The sequence below is a fragment of the Stenotrophomonas forensis genome (genome assembly GCF_028752115.1).
GTDB classification, from domain to species: Bacteria; Pseudomonadota; Gammaproteobacteria; order Xanthomonadales; family Xanthomonadaceae; genus Stenotrophomonas; species Stenotrophomonas forensis.
In genome coordinates, this window is record NZ_CP082270.1 from 269,079 (window position 1) to 288,409 (window position 19,331).

Here is a 19,331-nt window from a genome sequence, read left to right on the forward strand (position 1 = left end):
GCCGGCACTACCGTCGCCGGCGCAGCAGCGCGTAAGCGCCCCAGCCGGCGGCCGCAAGCGCGGCCAGATAACACGCCACCATCGTGCGCAGGCCAACCTGCGACCCGGCGTTGATGCCGCGATGCAGGCGCAGCTGCAGCGAGCTGTGGCCGCTGCCCAGGTCTACCGCCAGCTGCAGCGCCAGCGCGGCACAGAACACCAGCAGGGCGATCCCGAAGCCGATACGCGGCCACGATGCCTGCGCGCCGGGCCGGCGCAGCAGCCAGGCCAGTGCCGTGGCTGCGGCCAGCGTCGCCGCGATCCACATCAGAGGCGTGGCGGGAGACGCAGCGGCCACCGGCAGTGCACCGGTGGCCGCGATCACTACAGCGCCCTTACTTGCGGGTGCCGTCGAGCCAGTTCGGGCCCTTGTTGGTGAGGAAGAACACATAGACCACCAACGATACCGCGATCGTCGCGGTGACATAGATGGCGAACCAGTCGACGTGGCCGGTCTTCAGCGCACCCTGGTACAGCAGCGGGGCGGTGCCGCCGAACAGCGAGTTGGCCAGTGCATAGCCCAGGCCCACGCCCAGTGCACGCACGTGGGTGGGGAACAGTTCGGCCTTCACCACCGCGTTGATCGAGGTGTAGCCGGTGAGAATGACGAACGCCATGGCCAGGGTCAGGAAGGCCAGGGTGGCGTCATGCTGGTGCGGCAGCTGGGTGATCAGGTACCAGCTGTACAGCACGCCGCCGACGCCGAAGAACACCAGCAGGGTCTTGCGGCCGATGATGTCCGACAGCCAGCCACCGACCGGCTGCAGCACCATCAGGAACGTCAGCACGCCCAGGTTGATCAGGGTGCCGGTCATCGGGTCGTTGCCGGCGAAGGCGCTCTGGATCATCTTCGGGCCGTTCACCGAGTAGGTGTAGAAGGCCACGGTGCCACCGGCGGTGATCAGGAAGCACAGCAGCAGCGGCCGCCACTGGTGCACGAACAGTTCGTACATCGAGCCGGACTTCTGTGCCTTGCCTTCGCGCGCGGCCTCGATGGACGACTCCGACAGCGACTCGTCCATGCCCCGGCGCAGCCAGAACACCACCACCGCGGCGATGCCGCCGATGCCGAAGGCGATGCGCCAGCCCCACTCGGAGATTTCCGGCTTGCCCCAGAAGGTCAGCATCAGCAGCAGGGTCAGCTGGGCCAGCACATGGCCGCCGACCAGGGTGACGTAGTGGAACGAGGACAGGAAACCGCGACGGCCGGGAATGGCGGCCTCGGACATGTAGGTGGCACTGGCACCGTACTCACCGCCGGTAGCGAAGCCCTGCAGCAGGCGCGCGAACAGCAGGATGACCGCCGCCCAGATGCCGATGCTGGCCGCGGTGGGCGTGATCGCGATGAGGAAGGAACAGACGGCCATCAGGGTGACCGACACGGTCAGCGCCAGGCGGCGGCCGTGGCGGTCGGCGAAGCGGCCGAAGAACCAGGCGCCGATCGGGCGCATCAGGAACGTGGCGGCGAAGATCGCCCAGACGTACATGGTGGAGTTCTTGTCGTCCGGCGAGAAGAACTGCGATTCGAAGTACACGGCGAACACCGAGTACACGTAGACGTCGTACCACTCCACCAGGTTGCCGGCAGAGCCTTTGAGGGTGTTGGAGATCGACCGCCGCAGGGCGGCGCGGTCGTTCGCGGGAACAGCAGGTTGGGACGTGGTGCTCATCTGGGTGGGAATCCTCGATGCGGCGCGTCCGTGCGCAGGGAAAACGGCGCCCGGCCTTGGGGCGGCGCGGCCGGGCAGCCTCTTGGTACTGCATCGACCGTCAACACGGGGTAGCAGACCAGAGCAGGGTGCATGGATGGATGACAGCGTGCCATCGTCCGGGGTCCCGGACCATACTCAAAACGTCCTAGAATCCGCCTTCCCCCGGCTCCCTGGTGCGTCATGTCGGCTCCCCCCTCTCCGTCTGCGGCTGCCCCCCGGGGTGGCCTTGTCGCGCTGGCACTGCTGCTGGTCTATGTGGTCTGGGGCTCGACCTACCTGGGCATCGCCAAGGCCCTGCACGGCGGCGCGCTGCCGCTGACGATGGTCTCCGGCAGCCGCTTCATCATTGCCGGCGGGGTGATGTACCTGGCGCTGCGCCTGTTCTGGAAGCTGCCCAACCCGACCCTGCGGCAGTGGCGCAATCTGGTCATCATGGGCGTGACCATGCTGGTGCTGGGCAATGGCATGGTGGTGCTGGCCGAGCGCGAGGTGTCCTCGGGCCTGGCCGCCACGGCCGTGGCCTCGGTGCCGCTGTGGATGGCGCTGTTCTCGGCGCTGCGCGGCCAGCACGCCAGCCGCGGCGAGTGGCTGGGTATTGCCATCGGCTTCCTGGGCGTGGTCTGGCTCAATGCCGGCAGCAGCCTGACCGCATCGCCAACCGGGCTGGTACTGCTGCTGATCGCACCGGTCGGCTGGGCATTCGGTTCGGTGTGGGCGCGCGGCCTGGACCTGCCGGGCCCGTTCATGACCGCGGCCGGGCAGATGATCTGCGGCGGCGTGCTGCTGGTGCTGATCGGCCTGGCGGTGGGCGAGCGCCCGACCACCTTGCCCGACACCAGCGGCCTGCTGGCGATGGCCTACCTGTGCGTGTTCGGTTCCATCGTCGCGTTCACCGCCTACGTATGGCTGCTGCAGAACGTGCGCCCGGCGCTCGCCGGCAGCTATGCCTACGTCAATCCGGTGATCGCGGTGCTGCTGGGCGCGCTGCTCAACGGTGAACGGTTCGGCTGGCGTGACCTGCTCGCCATGGCGGTGATTCTTCTGGGTGTGGTGGTGTTGACGATGGCAAGGACGCGAAAGCAATGAGCATGGACGAGAAAGAACAACGCCGGGGCCTGCTGGTCACCGCGTCCACCTTCGTGATCTGGGGCCTGGTGCCGGTGTACTGGCACCTGCTCAACGAAGTGCCTTCGTTCCAGATCATTGCCCACCGCATCATCTGGAGCACGGTGATGGTGCTGGGCTGGCTGCTGATCAGCTCGCGCCTGGGCTGGTGGAAGAAGATTGCGGCGCAGCCGCGCGCGCTGCCGATCCTGCTGGTGTCCAGCCTGACCATTGCCTTCAACTGGGGCCTGTACATCTGGGCGGTCAATGCCGGGCATGTGATCGAGACCAGCCTGGGCTACTTCATCAATCCGCTGGTGAACGTGCTGCTGGGCGTGCTGGTGCTGAAGGAACGCCTGCGCCGCCTGCAGTGGGTGGCGGTGGCGATGGCGGCGGTGGGCGTGGCCTGGCTGACCATCGATGCCGGCACGCCGCCGTGGATCGCGCTGGGCCTGGCCTGTTCGTTCGGCCTGTACGGGCTGCTGCGCAAGCTGGTCTCGGTTGATCCGGTGGCTGGCCTGGGCGTGGAGAGCCTGTACCTGTTCCTGCCGGCGCTGGCGTTCGCGATCTGGGCCGAGAACGGCCACGGTGGTGCCTTCTTCCATGGCTGGGGCTGGCGCAACGACCTGCTGCTGATCTTCGGCGGTGCGGTCACTGCGGTACCGCTGATCGGCTTTGCCTACGGCGTGAAGCGCATCCCGCTGTCGCTGGTCGGCATCCTGCAGTACATCGCGCCGAGCCTGCAGCTGCTGCTGGGCGTGTTCTTTTTCCACGAAGGATTCGATACCGGCAAGGCGATCGGTTTTGCGGCGATCTGGGCCGGCCTGGTGCTGTTTGTCGGCGACAACATCCGCACGATGCGGGCTGCGAAACGATAGCGCCTGGCCACGCCCGGCGAACACGATGCAGGAAAAAGAACGGCGCCCCGAAGGGCGCCGTTCTGCTTCCATCCACCGCCAGGAGAGAGAGATGGCGGTGGCGGGAACGCGGGTGCAGGCTTAGAAGCGCTGCTGGTACTTCATGTACATGAAGCGGCCGATGTCGAAGCCACCGTAGTAGGTGAAGCTGCTGTTCGGCTGGCTGTACATGGTCGGACCCTGGTGGTTGAACACGTTGTTCACGCCCAGCGACACGGTGCCATCCCACGGCAGGCTGTAACGCACCTGCAGGTCGTGGAAGGTGTTGGAGCCCACCTTGTTGGTCGGCGAGGTGCTGGTGTACGGCGAGTTGAAGTCCGGCAGGTTGCACTCGTCCATGTACGAGCACTTCTCCTTCATGCTGGAGTAGTAGCGCGCGGTCCAGCCGATGCCGAAGTCGCCGTACTGCCAATCCAGGTTGAAGGTGGAGCGCACGCGGAAGTCGCCGCCCCAACCGGTACGCTGTTCCACCGGAGTGGTGACGGCGTTGTCGTTGCGCTGCTCCAGGTAGTCGGTGTAGGTGGTGTTCCAGTTGACGGCGAACTTGCCGAACGTGGTGTCCGGCAGGCGGTAGCGCAGGTTGATGTCATAGCCGGCGGTCTCGCGGAAACCGGCGTTGACCAGCGAGCGGTCCAGGCTGTTGACCTGGCCGTTGCTGCCGCGGGTGAAGCGGCCACAGGCAGCGTCCGAACCCTGCACGTAGCACTGTTCCAGCAGGTTGGTGGCCGACTCGCCGACGATGGCGTTGTTGATGCGGATCTTCCACCAGTCCAGGCTGACGTCCAGGCCTGGCACGAAGTCCGGGCTGTACACCAGGCCGACGGTCCAGGTCTTGGCGGTTTCCGGCTTCAGTTCCGGGTTGGAACCGGAGCTGAAATCGGTGGTGGCCTGCTGGCCGGGCTTGGTGGCCACGCTGCCATCGCTGTTGAGCTGGCGGAAGTTGGCCGGCACCTTCAGCGCCTGGCAGCGTGCGGCGACGGCGGCGCTGGTGGCGGCGGTACCGAAGGAGGTATCGCACGGATCGGTGAACGCGTCACGGCTGCTGACGGTACCGCCGTACAGGTCGTCCACGGTCGGCGCACGGAAGCCGGTGCCGTAGGTGGCGCGCACCAGCAGGCTGTCGATCGGCTTCCACTTCAGCCCGAACTTGCTGTTGGTGGTCGAACCGAAGTTGTTGTAATCCGAGTAGCGACCAGCCACGTCCAGCGACAGTTCGCGGGCGAACGGCAGGTCGGCCAGCAGCGGCACCTGCAGTTCCAGGTAGACCTCGTTGAGCGAGTAGTTGCCACGGGTCGGCTGGCCACTGGTACCGGCGATCTCGCCCTTCTGCACCTTCGCATCCGGGGTGTAGCTGGCTTCTTCGCTGCGGTGTTCGACGCCCAGCGCGGCCAGGATGTCGCCGGCCGGCAGGGTGAACAGCGAGCCGGAGATGTTGCCGCTGGCGACCTTGGTGGTGCTCTGCATCTTGTCGACGAAGCGGGTGAACAGGTAGTCCTGCACGTCCTGGTTGCTCAGCGAGCCCGGGCCGGTGTAGCCCATCGGCGCTGCCGGGTTCCACGGCACGCAGCCGGCGATCACCGCGCCCGGCGTACCGCAGCGGGCCACGTCGCCATCCATGAAGGACGGGCCGACGGCCAGGTTGACGTGCGGCTGGTACATGCTGCCGGTACCGATGCGCTCGCCTTCATTGCGGTTGTACATGTAGCTGACGTTCCAGTCCCAGTACCGCGAACCGGTTTCGAAGCTGCCTTCCAGGCCGATGCTGGCGCGCTTGGTTTCCAGGTTGTTCTCGGTGCCGCGCGGCAGTTCCTCGGTGCGGTGCGCGAACAGAACGTCCTGGCCCCACAGGTTGAATGCGCTGTCCTTGGACAGCGCGGCGCGGCTGCCGCTGCGTGCCTGCGCGGCACTCACCGAGTACGGGTAACCGGCCAGGTGCTTGATCGACTCGCGCTTGCTGTACAGCGCGTCGGCGACGATGCGCAGGTCGTCGGTGATGGAGAAGCCACCGTTGGCGAACACCGAGGTGCGCTCCAGGCCGGTCTGCAGGCTCATGTTCGACTTGGTGTTGGCACCGTCGGCCGGGTCCGGCGCGTGGAAGTTGCCCGCCTTGCTGGGGTCGCCGCCCGGGCCCACGGTCAGGTTCTTGCCACCCACGGTGACGTAGCCCCACGGGGTGTTGCCGTTCAGGCCATCATTGGGGTGGCGCGGGCCGTTCGGGTAACGGCTGAACTCGCGGTCCTTGCCCAGCACCTCGTCTTCCTTGGTGCGCTCGGCGCCGACGCTGAACCAGCCGCGGTCGAAGGTCTTGCCGAAGGTGGTGCTGTAGGAGCGCTTCTGGCCGTCGCCTTCGCCGTACTGGCCGACGTAGGCACTGGCCTGGCCGCCATCGAAGTTCCTGCGGGTGATGATGTTGACCACGCCGGCAATGGCATCGGAGCCGTACAGTGCGGAGGCACCGTCGGTCAGCACTTCAACGCGCTCGACAATCGCCGACGGGATCGAGGCCAGGTCGGAATAACCGCCGGCACTGACGCCCATGCGGCGGCCGTCGATCAGCACCAGGCTGCGTTCCGGGCCCAGGTTGCGCAGGCTGACGTACATGCCGCCGAAGTCGCGCGAGGAGGTCAGCGACGAGGCGCGGCTCATGCTGGGCGCGCCTGCTGCAGGAATGTCCTGCAGGATGTCGGCGACGTTGACGTAGCCCTTCTTGTCGATCTCGGCGCGGCTGAGCGCGATCACCGGCTGTGCGGTTTCGACACTGGCCTGGCGGATGCGCGAGCCGGTGATTTCGATGCGGTCGAGGTTGGTGGTGGTATCGCCGGCGCTCTGCGCAAAGGCGGGGATGGTGCAGCTGGCAGCCAGCGCGATCACGATCGCGTTGCGCAGCGGAGTGGTTTTCAGGGACATCCGTGACATCTCGTGTTTCAGGAAAAACAAGCGCCCGTTCTGTGGGCGCGTGGGGTGCTGCAAACCAACGTGGGGGGCCGGATTCTAGAGTGTTTCCATCGGTAACTGTTTGCCTCTGTGCTGCTGCATGCGTGCGAAAATGAATCGCAACCAACAATCCACAGATGCACTGTGCGCAACGTCACGCGTGCTGCGTTTGCAATGGGCAGAGGCATCGATAGCGGCACGAAGCCGGCACGCTTGAGGGGTTGCGACAACACGTCACTGTGCGTGCTTGCATGCAGGCGCACATCCGTTGCGATGCATCTGCCTGCATGAAATGCTCTTCGCGTTGTCGTCGAAAGTGGGAGATGAAGGAATGATCCAGCTCGAAGAAGCTCGCCGTCGCGTGCAGGCTGCACTCGTCAGCGACGAAGAGCCGGTTGCCATCACGCACGAGCAGGAAGTGGTCGAAGGCTGGCTGTTCTGCTTCCAGTCGCTGCGCTACCTGCAATCCGGCGAAATCTCGGATGCGTTGGCCGGCAATGGACCGATCTTCGTCGACCGGCATACGGGCGAGCAGCACGCGCTGGGCACGGCGTATCCGCCGGAGGACGCCCTTCGCCAGCATCTGGCCTCGCGCGCCCTGCCGTCTGATGCCGCAGCGGCAGATTTCTGAGTTCGGCAAACAGAAAAGGGACGGAGCCTTCGCTCCGTCCCTCTGCGCGATGCGCATTCCATCGCTGCGTGATGCTCAGGTTTCGCGCAGTGCGGTGGTGATCGGCAATCGCGCCGCGCGCAGCGCCGGGAACAGGCCGCCGACCAGGCCGATGCCCAATGCCCATTTCAGGCCCGTCCACAGCAGTTCCGGCGACACATGGAACTTGAACACCACCGCGCTGAAATTGCTGCCGATGGTGGACACGCTGTAGCCGTTGAACAGCAGCCACGCCACCGCGCAACCGAGCAGCCCGCCGAGCAGCGCCAGCAGCATCGTCTCCAGCATCACCGCGGTCACCACCGGCAGGCCGCGGAAACCGATCGCGCGCATCGTGGCGATCTCGCGCGCACGCGTGGCCACGGCGGCATACATGGTGTTGAGTGCGCCGAACACCGCGCCCACCGCCATGATCGTGCCGATCACCTTGCCGAGGATGTCGATCAGCTTGGTCAGCCCACCGCCCTGCTTGCTGTAGTAGACGCGGGTGGTTTCCACATCCAGCTTCAGCCGCGGGTCGGCGGCAACGGCGGCCTTGAACTGCTCGAAGCCGGCCTTGCCATCGGTACGCACGCTGATCGATTGCCAGGCACTGCGCTGATAGGTGGTGGCCAGCGTATCGGCATCGGTCCACAGTTCCGAATCATGCGCATCGCCGGTGGCGAACACGCCGACCACGGTCCAGGTCTGGTTGCCCAGCGTCAGCGTCTTGCCGACATCCATATCGCGGAACTGGCCGCGCGCGCCCTGGCCGACCACGATCTCGCGCAGGCCGGCGGCGAACCGGCGCCCTTCGATGATCTTGACCTTGTCATGCACGGCCCACGCCTGTGGGCCGACACCACGGAACTGCGCGTTGACGTCGGTGCCATCGGCCTTCGACACCAGGTTGACCACCTGCGACAGCTCCGGCGACAGCAGTGGCCGGCCCTGTGCATCACGGCTGATGCCGGGCAGGGTGGAGAGCGTGGGTACCTGCTCACGGGTGATCACCGAGTTGGTCTCGGCCTGCGAACCGCCGCGCAGCACGATGGCGGTGGTGTCGTCGCCGGTGTTGTTGAGCGTGGCCTGGAAGCCTTCGCCCATCGCCAGCATCGCCACCAGCACGCCGACCACGCCGGCAATGCCGACCACGATCACCGAGGAGGCGCCCCAGCGCTGCGGCAGGCTGGCCACACCGATGCGGGTGGCGGCCAGCGCCAGCCGTCCGCCGCGGGTCAGCAGCAGCCACAGCGTCACCAGTACCGCCACGGCCAGTACGCCGATCCACGGCAGGCTGATCCACAGCACCAGGCCGATCACCAGCAGCAGCACGGTCAGCGCGTTGCCCAGCCATTTCTTGAGTTTGCTCTTGAACATGTCGGTGTCCTCTTCAGCGGCCGGCCAGTGCGTCGACGATCTTCAGGCGCTTGGCACGCAGCGCCGGCAACAAGCCGACGATGATGCCGATCACCACGATCAGGCCCAGCCCCATCAGCCAGGTCGGCGTCGGCACGTGCGGCGGCAGCATGCCCATGCTCTTCGGGCTGATCGCGGGCAGCACCAGTGCGGCCAGGCCCATGCCGATCAGGCCGCCGAGGCCGATCAGCAGCACCGACTCCACCATCACCAGGGTCAGCACGGTGCTGTCCCTGAAGCCCAGCGTCTTCAGCGTGGCCAGTTCCGGCACGCGCTCGCGCACCGCCTGCGCCATGGTGTTGCCGGTCAGCAGCAGCAGGGTGAAGAACACCGCGCCCATGATCGAGGTGACGATCATGCCGATGTCGGCGAACTGCTTGACGAAGGCCTGCTGGAACGCCGACTCGGTCTGGGTCTTGGTCTCGTGGTCGGAGTTGGCCGAGATCGCATCGATGGCCTGCGCCACGCGCGAGGAGTGGTCGGGATTGTCCAGCGTCACCGTGTACCAGCTCACCTGGTTCTTGATGTAGTCGTTGGATTCATCGAAGTACTTCCAGTTCATCATCAACTGGCGTTCTTCGTTGGCGGCCAATGCACGGTCCTTGGAGCGGTAGATGCCCTTCAGTTCCAGCGGCCAGTCGTTGCTGCCGCCGCGCGGGAAGATCGTGGCCTGCAGCGGGATGGTGTCACCGATCTTCCAGCCGAACTGCTTGGCCAGGGTTTCGCCGACGATGGCGCCGGTGCGGGTCTGCTTCCAGTCTTCCAGCTGCGCCGGGTCGATCTGCAGTTCGCGGTACACGTCGAAGTAGTTGGGCGACACCGAGAAGTTCGGGAAGAAGTTCTTCGGGTCCTGGTAGATGCCGCCGAACCACATGCCATAGGCCACATCACGCACGCCGGCGACCTGGCGGATCTGGGTCTCCAGGCGGATCGGCAGCGACTGGGTGATCGACAGCCGCGAGGCCACCACCAGCCGGTTGGCCCCTTCCACGCTGCCGCCGGAATTGAAGGCCACGCGTACCGAGTCGAGCATGCCGAACAGCAGGAACGCAGCCACCACCGAGAGCAGGGTCAGCAAGGTACGTGTGCGGCTGCGGAACAGCTGCGCCCACACCAGTGAAAAGTATTTCATCGCGGTGGCCTCCGTCAGTGGGCCAGCGGGGCGTCGGCCAGCTCGCCCTTGTCCAGGTGCACCGTGTGGGTGGCGTACTCGGCCGCCTTCGGGTCATGGGTGACCATGATGATGGTCTTGCCGTGCTCGCGGTTGAGCTGCTGCAGCAGGCCCAGGATCTCTTCGGCGGACTGGCGGTCGAGATCGCCGGTGGGTTCGTCGCAGATCAGGAAGGTGGGGTCGGAGACGATCGCACGGGCGATCGCCACGCGCTGCTGCTGGCCGCCGGACAGCTCATTCGGGCGGTGGCTGCGGCGGTCGGCCAGGCCGACCAGGGTCAGCGCGATCTCCGCATTGCGCTTGCGCTGCGCGGCGCTGAGGTGGGTCAGCAGCAGCGGCAGCTCGACGTTCTTCTGCGCGGTCAGCATCGGCATCAGGTTGTAGAACTGGAACACGAAGCCGACGTGGTGGCTGCGCCAGGTCGACAGCTGGCCGCCGCTCATCTGGTCGATGCGCTCGCCTTCGATGCTGATCTCGCCGCCACTGGGGTTGTCCAGGCCGCCGATCAGGTTGAGCAGGGTGGTCTTGCCCGAACCGGATGGGCCCATCAGCGCGACGAAGTCGCCGCGCGCGATGTCCAGGTCGATGCCGTGCAGCACCTGCACTTTTTCGGGGCCACGCTGGTAGGTCTTGGTGATGTTGCGCAGTGAAACCAGGGTCGACATGGGTGGTTCTCCACGGAAGGCGGGAAACGGGGCACTGCGCCCGCGGTGGCCGCGGGCGTGCGTCGAGCGGTGCTGCCGGCGGCGCGCGGGGGCGCCAGGCCGTTACTGCGCTTGTTTCTGTTGCACCTTGGCGCCATCGCGCAGGGTCTCCGGTGGATTGACCACCACCGACTCGCCCGCGCTCACGCCCTTGAGGATCTGGCGGTCCTTGCCCATCGCCTGGCCGGCCTCGACCGTGCGCTGCTGCACGCGGCTGTCATCGCCCAGCACGAAGGCGACCGTGCTGCTTTCACGCTGCACCACCGCGCCGGCCGGCACGCGCACACCCTGCGGCGTGCTGGCGGCCTGCGGCTGTGCCTGTTCCAGGAAGCTGACCCGCACGCCCATCTCCGGCACGATGCGCGGGTCCTTCACCTTCAGTGCCACGCGCACCTTCACCGTGGCCTTGCCGCGGTCGGCGGTGGGAATGATGGCGATCACCTCGCCCGGAATCTTCCACTCCGGGTAGGCGTTGAGCGTGGCTTCCACCGGCATCTTCGGCTGCACGCGGCCGATGAAGGCCTCGCCGACCTCGACCTCGATCTCCAGCGAATCCATGTCGACGATGGTGCCGATGCCGGTACGGGTGAAGCCACCGCCGGCCGACAGCGGCGAGACGATTTCGCCCGGTTGCGCCGCCTTGGCGGTGACCACGCCGGAGAACGGCGCACGCACCACGTTGTTGTCCACGCCGAGGTCGGCGATGGCCAACTGGTCGTGGGCGACCTTGACGTTGCGCTGGGCGGTGTCGAGCTGGGCACGCAGGCTGTCACGCTGGGCCACGGCCTGGTCGTACTGCGAGCGCGACACCAGCTGCTGGCCGACCAGCGCCTGCAGGCGGCTGGCTTCGGCGGCGGCCTGCTTCTGCTGCGCTTCCAGCCCGGCGACCTGGCTGCGCGCGGCCTGCAGCTGCGAGGCATACAGGCTGCGCTGCGCGTCGGCATCGATCGGGTCCAGCGTGGCCATGATCTGGCCCTGCTCCACGCGCATGCCTTCCTCGATCATCACCTCGCGCACCTTGCCGGTGATCTTGGCCGAGACCGTGGCCATGCGCCGGGCCACCACGTAGCCGCTGGCGTCGAGCACCGAACTGCTGGCGCTGCCCTGCTGGATAGCCACGGCAGGCGCGGTTTCCACTTCCACGGCCGGCGTGCGGCCGAACAGGAAGGCGATGGCGGCGGCGATCAGCAGCACCACCACGATGATCGCGATCCACAGCCAGCGGCGGCCACCGCCCCTGCCGCCGGAGGCAGTTGGCGGCGATTTGCGGTCGATACGGAGTTCCTTCAACAGCTCGGCAGAAGCGTTCATTCGTTCCATCACAGGCGTTCGGGCGGGTGTGGCCGGAAGCGCGGACGGCGGCGGTTCCGGCGAGGGAGCGTGCGGCACAGCATGAAGGCAGGTACGGCGATGATGGCAGTGACAGCTGTCATCCGATGACACTGACGGCGGCAACTGCGAAACGTGACCACGGCGGCACAGGATGGCAACGTCCCCGCTACCGGTACCGCCCATGGATCCGATCGCCCCGTCGCTGGCCCGCCTGCAGCAGGTGCAGGTGCGCTATCGCGACCATACCGCCCTGCATGGCATCGACCTGCAGGTCCGCGCTGGCCAGGTGCTGGCATTGCTGGGCCGCAACGGTGCTGGCAAGAGTACCGCGATCAGCGTGTTGTTGGGCCTGCGGCGGGCCGATGCCGGCGAGGTCGAGCTGCTCGGCGGCGACCCGCAGCAGCGCGCCAGCCGCCTGGGCCTGGGGGTGATGCTGCAGAGCACCAGCCTGCCGCCGATGCTGCAGGTGGACGAGTTGGTGGCGCAGGCCAGCGCCTGCTATCCCGACCCCATGCCCTTGCCGGAGGTGCTGCAGCGCGCCGGCCTGCAGGCGCTGGCGCGGCGCCGTTACGGCCAGCTGTCCGGCGGCCAGCAGCGTGCCGTGCAGTTCGCCATCGCGATCTGCGGCCGCCCGCGCGTGCTGTTCCTGGACGAGCCGACCACCGGCCTGGACATCCAGGCGCGGCAGGGGATGTGGCAGGCGATCCGGCAGCACGTGGCCGAGGGCTGCGGCGTGCTGCTGACCACCCATTACCTGGAGGAGGCCGAAGCGCTGGCGCAGCAGGTGGTGGTGCTGGAGCAGGGTCGCGTGCTGGCCGACGCGCCGCTGGCCGAACTGCGCCTGGCCGACCGGCCGCGGCGCATCCGGTGCCGCAGTGCGCTGGCCGTCGATGTGCTGCGGCAGTGGCCCGGCGTGCAGCAGGTGCAGCGCGAGGGCGAGCACCTGCAGCTGCTGGCCAGCCCGGCCGAGCCGGTGGTGGCGCGCCTGCTGGCCGCCGACGCACAGCTGTGCGAGCTGGAAGTACAGGGCGCGGCGCTGGCCGACGCGTTCCTCGACATGACCCGGGAGGCCGCATGAACACCGTGATCCGTACGCCTGCAGCCGCGCGCCCGGGATGGCGCCGCGCCCTGCGCCCCTACGCCGCTGAACTGCAGGCCGAGCTGCGCCGCGCCTGGCGCACGCCCGCGTTCGCGGTGCCGTCGCTGCTGTTCCCGGTGCTGTTCTACCTGCTGTTCGGCGTGCTGCTGGGGCGGGGCCATGCGCCGCTGTACCTGCTGGCCACCTACTGCGTGTTCGGCGCGATGGCGCCGGCCCTGTTCGGCTTCGGCGTGCAGCTCGCGCTGGACCGCGAAGGCGGCCTGCTGACCCTCAAGCGCGCGCTGCCGATGCCGGCAGCGGCACCGCTGCTGGCACGGCTGGCGATGGCGGTGATGTTCGCGCTGCTGGTGGCCGCGTTGCTGATCGGCGTGGCGCGCGTGCTGGGCGGCGTGCACCTGCAACCCGCGCAGATGCTGCAGCTGCTGGCGGTGGCCGGCCTGGCCGCACTGCCTCTGGGGGCGATCGGCCTGCTGATCGGCAGCCATGTCAGCGCCAGTGCGGCGCCGGCGATGGTCAACCTGGTCTACCTGCCGCTGGCCCTGCTGTCGGGGCTGTGGCTGCCGCTGTCGGCACTGCCTGCGCTGTTCTCGACGATGGCACCGCTGTGGCCGACCTGGCATCTGGCGCAGCTGGCGCTGCCGGTGGTCGGGCTGCCGTCGGCGGGCAGCATCGGCGGCCATCTGCTGGTGCTGCTGGCGGTGACCGTGGTGGCGTTGCTGCTGGCACGCCGCCGCCTGCGCCGGATCGGCTGAACTGGCATGATCGGCAACGTTCGTCCCCGCCTGGATCCTCCCGTGTCGTCGAGCTGGCTTGCGTCCCTGCTGCGCCCTGCGCCGGATTCGGCCGTGGCCGAACTGCTGCGACGTGGCAAGTCGCCCTGGAGCGGCGCGATCCACCTGCTGTGGTCGGTATGGATCTTCCTCACCCCGGTGCTGGGCAATGGCTTCACGCTGCGCTGGCTGCTGCTGACCCTGGTCAGCTATCCGCTGTTCCTGCTGCTCTACGCCAGGGTGATGCTGGCGCCACGGCACCATGGGTGGCGCTATGCGCTGGGCATGATCGTGCTGGCGCTGGTACTGCTGCCCTGGTACCCCTCGGGCTTGAGCTACTTCGTGTTCGGCTGCGTGATGATCCGCATGAGCGGGCGCAGCAGCTGGTGGGCGTACCTGCTGCAGCTGACCGGGCTGAACCTGCTGTTCTGTGGCACCGCGCTGTACTTCGGCTATCCGTGGCAGGCCATGGTGTGGATGCCAGCGGTGTCGTTCATTGTCGGGCTGGTGGTGAACGTGGAGGCCCTGAGCCAGCAGCGCGACGTTGCCCTGCAGCTGTCGCAGGACGAAGTCCGGCGGCTGGCGACCACCGCCGAGCGCGAACGCATCGGCCGTGACCTGCATGACCTGCTCGGCCACACCCTGTCGCTGATCACGTTGAAGCTGGAGCTGGCGCGCAAGCTGCACGACCGTGGCGACGCGCGCGCGCGGCAGGAGATCGGCGAGGCCGAAGCGATCGCCCGCGAGGCGCTGGCACAGGTCCGCAGTGCGGTGACCGGCATCCGTGCCAGTGACCTGGCCGGCGAGCTGGCCTCGGCACGCCTGCTGCTGGAATGCCAGCAGGTGCACCTGCAGTACACGACGCCGCCACCGATGCCGGTGAACGTGGAACGTGGACTCGCGCTGGTGCTGCGCGAAGCGGCCACCAATATCGTGCGCCATGCGCAGGCGACCCGGGTGCAGGTGGATTTCATGCTTGAGGAACGACAGTTGGCGATGCAGATACGCGATGACGGGCGTGGTGGTGTGCAGGCCGAGGGCAATGGACTGTGTGGCATGCGCGAACGGGCGGCGGCGCTGGGTGGCCAGTTGACGCTTCAGTCTCCGCGCGGAGAAGGCACGGTGCTGACCGTGCGCGTGCCGCTGGTGGCCGCCAGTACGCCGTTGCCGCCGGCGTCATTGGCACCGGGCGGTGCGGCATGATCCGCATCCTGCTGGCCGAAGACCAGGCGATGGTACGGGGTGCGTTGTCGGCGCTGCTGGGCCTGGAGCCTGATATCGAGGTACTGGGCAGCGCCGCCGACGGCGAAGCCGCATGGCGGATGCTGCAGCAGCTGAAGCCGGACATCCTGGTGACCGACATCGAGATGCCTGGCCTGTCCGGGCTGGAACTGGCGCAGCGCATCGCCCGCCATGAGCTGCCGATCAAGGTGGTGATCGTGACCACCTTCGCCCGTGCCGGGTTCCTGCGTCGCGCGTTGGAAGCCGGCGTGCTGGGCTACCTGTTGAAGGACGCACCGGCCGAGAACCTGGCCGACGCACTGCGCAAGGTGAACCAGGGCATCCGCGCGATCGACCCGCAGCTGGCGCTGGATGCGTGGTCGCAGGCCGATCCGCTGACCGACCGCGAGCGCCGGGTGCTGCGGCTGGCGGGCGAGGGCCGCACGGCCAGCGAGATCGCCGAGCAGCTGGGGTTGTCGCACGGCACGGTGCGCAATTACCTGTCCGAGTGCATCGGCAAGCTGGGCGTGGCCAATCGCATCGAGGCGTACCGGTTGGCGCGGCAGAAGGGGTGGTTGTAGGGGATCATTTCCGCGACCGCGGAGGGGTGTCACTTTCTTTGCTCGTGCAAAGAAAGTAACCAAAGAAACACGCCGCCGGGCCGCGAGCCGGTGCTACGCACCGGTGCCCTGCGCTTCTCGGGAAATCAGGGGACGGCGCCGAACTCGCTGCGCTCAGACACCGGCGCCTCTTCGCCCCTGATTCCCCTGCGATTCTCGGCTCGCTTGAAGGCGGACCCAACGTCAAAGACCACAGCTGCACCCAGTAGATCCACGCCATGCGTGGATGCCGTTGCCGTTGATCTTGACCTTCCAGTCCGCCTTCAAGCGAGCCGAGCACCGCAGGTCCGGCGAGGGCGAAGAGGTGCGGGTGTCTGAGCGCAGCGAGTTCCCGCACCGTCCCTCGACGGGCCGAGGAGCGCAGGGCACCGGCGTGCGAAGCACGCCGGCTCGCGGCCGGCGGAGCGTTTCTTTGGTTACTTTCTTTGCGCGCAAAGAAAGTGACACCTCCCCGCAGGCGCGGAAACGATCCGCCGGGAACTCCCGGCGAACCCGATCAATCCTTCCCGCGCGCCATCGCCTGGAACACCCCGTCACGCCGCACCCACAGGTGGAACAGCGCCGCCCCCACGTGCATCAGCACGGTGGCGAACAATACATAGGCCAGCAGGCTGTGCGCGTTGCGCAGCGCGGCATACAGGGCCGGGGTGTGCGGCACGATCGGCGGCAGGTGCAGGCCACCCCACAGCACGATCGGGTAACCGCCGGCCGACAGCATCGCCCAGCCGATCAGCGGCATCGCCAGCATCAGCGCGTACAGCATCCAATGCGACGCCTTGGCCGCCATCACCTGCCACACCGGCAGATCGGTCGGCAGCGGCGGCGGGCGATGGCGCAGCCGGTTATACAGGCGCAGCAGCACCAGCAGCAGGATCGCGATGCCCAGTGGACGGTGCAGGTCGATCAGCACGGGGCGCAGGTGCAGCGAGGCGACCATGGTCACGCCGATGAACAGCATGGCGATGATCATCAGCGCCATGGACCAGTGCAGTACCCGCGCCAGCAGGTTGAAGTGGCCATTGCCGGTGCTCATCGTGCGGCCTCCTTCGGTTGCTCCACGTTGCCGCTGGCGCGCTCGCGCTCGCGGCGGTTGAACGACTGCGAGTACACGGCCGAGCGTGCGGCCAGGATCGGATCGTCGCTGCCGCGCACGCCGCTGGGCAGGATCAGCGGATCGAAGTTGATCTGTCCGCAGGCGCCTTCTTCCTGCGACTGCATGCGCTCCAGGCTGAGCACGCCGGCCACCACCTGTTCACGCGACTCGGGCCACGCTACCGACGGATCATCGATGGCGTCGCCGGGCTCGGCGGTGCTGACGACCAGGTTCCAGCGCACCGGACCACTGGCCAGGCGCTGCTGCAGTTCCTGGCTGAGGAAATCGACGCTGGCCTGCTTGCGCGTTTCGGCGTCCATTTCCACCACCGGCGCCTGCGGCTGCCAGCGCCAGCGCACCGCGCGCTTCTGGCCCTGCGCGTTGGTGAACCAGAAGCTGTTGACACTGTTGAAGGTGGTGTCGGCCCAGCTGCTGGTCCACGGCGCGGTCTTGGCCCATTGCTGGAAGGCCTGTGCACTGGGGTACTTCGCCAGCACGGCCGCCATCTTCTGCGGGTCGGGCTTGCCGGTGGCCGGGTCGGGAATGGAGGCGCGGGTCTGCTCGAAGAACGCCTCGGCATCGGGAACGGCGAAGAACGGGAAGCTGTTCATCGCCATCCGCCACTCCTGGCCGTCATCGCTGATCATCTGCACCGCCAGGCTGCGCACGCGTGCGGTGTTGTCGGCGCCGTAGGGATCGCCGCCGCCGATCGACAGCCGCCCCATCACCGGCACGCGCGGTTGCGAGAACACCCGTGCGCTGGACAGCGTCGGCGCCTGCGCGCTGGGTTCGAACCAGCCGCTCACGCAGATGCCCTTGCTGTGCGCACGGCGGAAGCCGGGATGCGCCGGGCCGGTGGCTTCGATGGTGTCGGTGAAGCGCTGCGCGGTCAGGCGGTTGCCGATCCAGCCGGCCAGCCAGGCGAAGGTCAGTGCGACGGCACCCAGGATGAGCGCGATCAGGGCGATCCAGAGCAGCGGCGAATGCCTGCGCGGTGCGCCTGGCGCCTGGCCGGCGCGGGTATAGCGGAAGAGCGACATGGTCGGGTTCCTGCCTTCACGGAGCGTGTGGGTGGTCGACCCGCACATCCTCGCAGAACCCTTCCAGGCCCGGTATTCAAATTTTCGTCAAGTTTGCCGGGGAAGAAGTGCCCACCCGCGGTGGGCACCTGCCGGATCAGGCGTAGCGCGCCTTCAGCATCGCCCAGGCCGAACGCAGCGCCAGCGCTTCGCCACCGGCCGGACGGCCCGGTCGCTCGCCGTCGTTCCAGGCATAGACGTCCAGATGCGCCCAGCGCTGGCCGTCTTCCAGGAAACGTTCCAGGTACAGCGCGGCAGTGACCGAGCCGGCCATGCGCGAACCGGCATTGGCCAGGTCGGCGATGCCACTGGTCAGATAACGCAGGTAGGGGCGCCACAGCGGCATGCGCCAGACCGGGTCGCGGGTCGCGTCGCCGGCCTGCAGCCACTGCTGGGCCACGCTGTCATCGTTGCTGAACAGTGCCGGCAGGTCCGGGCCCAGCGCGATGCGTGCAGCACCGGTGAGGGTGGCGAAGTCCAGCACCAGGTCGGGTTTCTGCTCGCTGGCGAAAGTCAGCGCGTCGCACAGGATCACGCGGCCTTCGGCGTCGGTGTTGTCGATCTCCACGCTCAGGCCCTTGCGCGTGGCGATGACTTCGCCCGGGCGGAAGGCATCCGGGCCGATCGCGTTTTCCACCGCCGGCACCAGCAGGGTCAGCCGCACCGGCAGCCCGCGGGCCATCACCAGGCCGGCCAGGGCCAGCGCGTGCGCGGCGCCGCCCATGTCCTTCTTCATGTTGCGCATGCCGTCGGCCGGCTTGATGTCCAGGCCACCGGTGTCGAAGCACACGCCCTTGCCGACCAGCACCAGTGCCGGATCGGTGTCCTTGCCCCAGCGCAGCACGACAAGGCGCGGAGCGCGGTGCGAGGCGCGGCCCACGGCGTGGATGGCCGGGAAGTTCTGCTTCAGCAGCGCATCGCCGGTGATCGCCTCGACCTCGGCGCCATGCGCGTCGGCCAGCGCACGTGCGGCGTCTTCCAGCTGCTGCGGACCCATGTCCTCGGTCGGGGTGTTGACCCAGTCACGCACGCGCAGGCTGGCGGTGATCAGGTCGGCCGCTTCGCCGGTGGGGGTGGCCACCAGCTGCGCCGGCGCACGGTGGCGCTTGCGGTAGCGGTCGAAGCGGTAGCTGCCCAGGCCCCAGCCGAGCTGCATCAGCGCCTGTTCGGCGGCCGGCAGTTCGCTGGCCAGCTGCCACACGCTGCCTTCCGGCAGGGCGTGCGGAGCGTGCGAGTAGCTGTAGGCGTCGGCGCGATCACCGACGCCGATCACCGCACCGGCCAGGCCGTCGGCACCGGGCAGCAGCGCGGTGCTGAAGGCGCCGGCAGTAAAGCCCTGCGATGCCAGCCAGGCCTGGGTGGCGGCCGGCTGGCCGTCCTTCCAGGCCGCGAACTGCTCGCGGTCCAGCACGTACAGCGGCAGCGCTGCGGTGGCGTCGGTGGTGAAACCAGTGATCTCGCTCATGCG

General features: G+C 67.8%; 17 protein-coding genes. 7 read left to right on the top strand and 10 right to left on the bottom strand.

The window, feature by feature from the left end; translation table 11 throughout:
- Window positions 1-7 precede the first annotated feature (7 nt).
- Complete coding sequence (locus tag K5L94_RS01265; protein WP_274512616.1) at window positions 8-307, bottom strand: hypothetical protein; 300 nt, start codon at window positions 305-307, stop codon at window positions 8-10.
- 67 nt (window positions 308-374) lie between these two features.
- Complete coding sequence (locus tag K5L94_RS01270) at window positions 375-1,709, bottom strand: MFS transporter (protein WP_008265793.1); 1,335 nt, start codon at window positions 1,707-1,709, stop codon at window positions 375-377.
- A gap of 222 nt (window positions 1,710-1,931) precedes the next feature.
- Between K5L94_RS01270 and yedA the strand changes: the two genes are divergently transcribed.
- Window positions 1,932-2,837 carry a drug/metabolite exporter YedA gene (gene yedA / locus K5L94_RS01275; protein WP_040006616.1) on the top strand — a complete coding sequence of 302 codons (906 nt, stop codon included), beginning with the start codon at window positions 1,932-1,934 and terminating at the stop codon, window positions 2,835-2,837.
- On the top strand, window positions 2,834-3,733 hold the full coding sequence (rarD, locus tag K5L94_RS01280; RefSeq protein ID WP_004153791.1) for an EamA family transporter RarD: 900 nt from the start codon (window positions 2,834-2,836) through the stop codon (window positions 3,731-3,733). Before yedA ends, rarD begins: the two co-directional genes overlap by 4 nt.
- Window positions 3,734-3,853: 120 nt before the next feature.
- Here the strand turns inward: rarD and K5L94_RS01285 are convergent, their stop codons facing one another.
- On the bottom strand, window positions 3,854-6,679 hold the full coding sequence (locus tag K5L94_RS01285; protein WP_274511785.1) for a TonB-dependent receptor: 2,826 nt from the start codon (window positions 6,677-6,679) through the stop codon (window positions 3,854-3,856).
- Window positions 6,680-6,998: 319 nt separating this feature from the next.
- On the opposite strand from K5L94_RS01285, the gene K5L94_RS01290 reads away from it, so the two are divergent.
- On the top strand, window positions 6,999-7,337 hold the full coding sequence (locus K5L94_RS01290; protein WP_274511788.1) for a YrhB domain-containing protein: 339 nt from the start codon (window positions 6,999-7,001) through the stop codon (window positions 7,335-7,337).
- Window positions 7,338-7,412: 75 nt separating this feature from the next.
- Here K5L94_RS01290 and K5L94_RS01295 read toward each other — a convergent pair whose 3' ends face one another.
- The 4 genes from K5L94_RS01295 to K5L94_RS01310 all read right to left on the bottom strand — a co-directional run bounded on the left by K5L94_RS01295 (window position 7,413) and on the right by K5L94_RS01310 (window position 11,960).
- A complete protein-coding gene (locus K5L94_RS01295) occupies window positions 7,413-8,735 on the bottom strand; it encodes an ABC transporter permease (RefSeq protein ID WP_274511791.1) in 1,323 nt (440 codons plus the stop codon).
- A 13-nt stretch (window positions 8,736-8,748) separates the two neighbouring features.
- The gene (locus K5L94_RS01300; RefSeq protein ID WP_004153798.1) at window positions 8,749-9,906 is read right to left on the bottom strand and encodes an ABC transporter permease; all 1,158 of its coding nucleotides are present in this window, start codon (window positions 9,904-9,906) and stop codon (window positions 8,749-8,751) included.
- Between the two features lie 14 nt (window positions 9,907-9,920).
- On the bottom strand, window positions 9,921-10,610 hold the full coding sequence (locus tag K5L94_RS01305) for an ABC transporter ATP-binding protein (RefSeq protein ID WP_004153799.1): 690 nt from the start codon (window positions 10,608-10,610) through the stop codon (window positions 9,921-9,923).
- 102 nt (window positions 10,611-10,712) lie between these two features.
- Window positions 10,713-11,960, bottom strand: a complete 1,248-nt coding sequence (locus K5L94_RS01310) for an efflux RND transporter periplasmic adaptor subunit (protein ID WP_274511796.1) — start codon at window positions 11,958-11,960, stop codon at window positions 10,713-10,715.
- Between the two features lie 202 nt (window positions 11,961-12,162).
- Between K5L94_RS01310 and K5L94_RS01315 the strand changes: the two genes are divergently transcribed.
- Genes K5L94_RS01315 through K5L94_RS01330 form a run of 4 tightly spaced genes read left to right on the top strand, consistent with a single transcriptional unit; the run spans window position 12,163 to window position 15,652 of the window.
- Complete coding sequence (locus K5L94_RS01315) at window positions 12,163-13,059, top strand: ABC transporter ATP-binding protein (protein WP_274511798.1); 897 nt, start codon at window positions 12,163-12,165, stop codon at window positions 13,057-13,059.
- Window positions 13,056-13,832, top strand: coding sequence for an ABC transporter permease (locus K5L94_RS01320; protein ID WP_053448541.1), 777 nt, complete (start codon window positions 13,056-13,058; stop codon window positions 13,830-13,832). The genes K5L94_RS01315 and K5L94_RS01320 overlap by 4 nt, the downstream gene beginning before the upstream one ends.
- Before the next feature lie 6 nt (window positions 13,833-13,838).
- Complete coding sequence (locus K5L94_RS01325; RefSeq protein WP_274511802.1) at window positions 13,839-15,053, top strand: sensor histidine kinase; 1,215 nt, start codon at window positions 13,839-13,841, stop codon at window positions 15,051-15,053.
- Window positions 15,050-15,652, top strand: a complete 603-nt coding sequence (locus tag K5L94_RS01330; protein WP_008268231.1) for a response regulator transcription factor — start codon at window positions 15,050-15,052, stop codon at window positions 15,650-15,652. Before K5L94_RS01325 ends, K5L94_RS01330 begins: the two co-directional genes overlap by 4 nt.
- A 535-nt stretch (window positions 15,653-16,187) precedes the next feature.
- On the opposite strand, the gene K5L94_RS01335 is transcribed toward K5L94_RS01330, so the two are convergent.
- From K5L94_RS01335 to K5L94_RS01345, 3 genes are all read right to left on the bottom strand, one after another.
- Window positions 16,188-16,724, bottom strand: a complete 537-nt coding sequence (locus K5L94_RS01335; RefSeq protein ID WP_274511805.1) for a cytochrome b — start codon at window positions 16,722-16,724, stop codon at window positions 16,188-16,190.
- On the bottom strand, window positions 16,721-17,824 hold the full coding sequence (locus tag K5L94_RS01340; RefSeq protein ID WP_274511807.1) for a catalase family peroxidase: 1,104 nt from the start codon (window positions 17,822-17,824) through the stop codon (window positions 16,721-16,723). The genes K5L94_RS01335 and K5L94_RS01340 overlap by 4 nt, the downstream gene beginning before the upstream one ends.
- Before the next feature lie 136 nt (window positions 17,825-17,960).
- The gene (locus K5L94_RS01345; RefSeq protein ID WP_164086502.1) at window positions 17,961-19,328 is read right to left on the bottom strand and encodes a leucyl aminopeptidase family protein; all 1,368 of its coding nucleotides are present in this window, start codon (window positions 19,326-19,328) and stop codon (window positions 17,961-17,963) included.
- Between the last annotated feature and the right edge of the window lie 3 nt (window positions 19,329-19,331).

What these genes read in the sequence shown, in the direction of transcription:
- K5L94_RS01295 (WP_274511791.1), bottom strand. Translation starts at nt 8,735, where the DNA reads ATGTTCAAGAGCAAACTCAAGAAATGGCTGGGCAACGCGCTGACCGTG.
- K5L94_RS01315 (WP_274511798.1), top strand. Translation starts at nt 12,163, where the DNA reads ATGGATCCGATCGCCCCGTCGCTGGCCCGCCTGCAGCAGGTGCAGGTG.
- K5L94_RS01320 (WP_053448541.1), top strand. Translation starts at nt 13,056, where the DNA reads ATGAACACCGTGATCCGTACGCCTGCAGCCGCGCGCCCGGGATGGCGC.
- rarD (WP_004153791.1), top strand. Translation starts at nt 2,834, where the DNA reads ATGAGCATGGACGAGAAAGAACAACGCCGGGGCCTGCTGGTCACCGCG.
- K5L94_RS01335 (WP_274511805.1), bottom strand. Translation starts at nt 16,724, where the DNA reads ATGAGCACCGGCAATGGCCACTTCAACCTGCTGGCGCGGGTACTGCAC.
- K5L94_RS01265 (WP_274512616.1), bottom strand. Translation starts at nt 307, where the DNA reads ATGTGGATCGCGGCGACGCTGGCCGCAGCCACGGCACTGGCCTGGCTG.
- K5L94_RS01310 (WP_274511796.1), bottom strand. Translation starts at nt 11,960, where the DNA reads ATGAACGCTTCTGCCGAGCTGTTGAAGGAACTCCGTATCGACCGCAAA.
- K5L94_RS01285 (WP_274511785.1), bottom strand. Translation starts at nt 6,679, where the DNA reads ATGTCCCTGAAAACCACTCCGCTGCGCAACGCGATCGTGATCGCGCTG.
- K5L94_RS01345 (WP_164086502.1), bottom strand. Translation starts at nt 19,328, where the DNA reads ATGAGCGAGATCACTGGTTTCACCACCGACGCCACCGCAGCGCTGCCG.
- K5L94_RS01330 (WP_008268231.1), top strand. Translation starts at nt 15,050, where the DNA reads ATGATCCGCATCCTGCTGGCCGAAGACCAGGCGATGGTACGGGGTGCG.
- K5L94_RS01305 (WP_004153799.1), bottom strand. Translation starts at nt 10,610, where the DNA reads ATGTCGACCCTGGTTTCACTGCGCAACATCACCAAGACCTACCAGCGT.
- K5L94_RS01290 (WP_274511788.1), top strand. Translation starts at nt 6,999, where the DNA reads ATGCTCTTCGCGTTGTCGTCGAAAGTGGGAGATGAAGGAATGATCCAG.
- K5L94_RS01270 (WP_008265793.1), bottom strand. Translation starts at nt 1,709, where the DNA reads ATGAGCACCACGTCCCAACCTGCTGTTCCCGCGAACGACCGCGCCGCC.
- K5L94_RS01325 (WP_274511802.1), top strand. Translation starts at nt 13,839, where the DNA reads ATGATCGGCAACGTTCGTCCCCGCCTGGATCCTCCCGTGTCGTCGAGC.
- yedA (WP_040006616.1), top strand. Translation starts at nt 1,932, where the DNA reads ATGTCGGCTCCCCCCTCTCCGTCTGCGGCTGCCCCCCGGGGTGGCCTT.
- K5L94_RS01340 (WP_274511807.1), bottom strand. Translation starts at nt 17,824, where the DNA reads ATGTCGCTCTTCCGCTATACCCGCGCCGGCCAGGCGCCAGGCGCACCG.
- K5L94_RS01300 (WP_004153798.1), bottom strand. Translation starts at nt 9,906, where the DNA reads ATGAAATACTTTTCACTGGTGTGGGCGCAGCTGTTCCGCAGCCGCACA.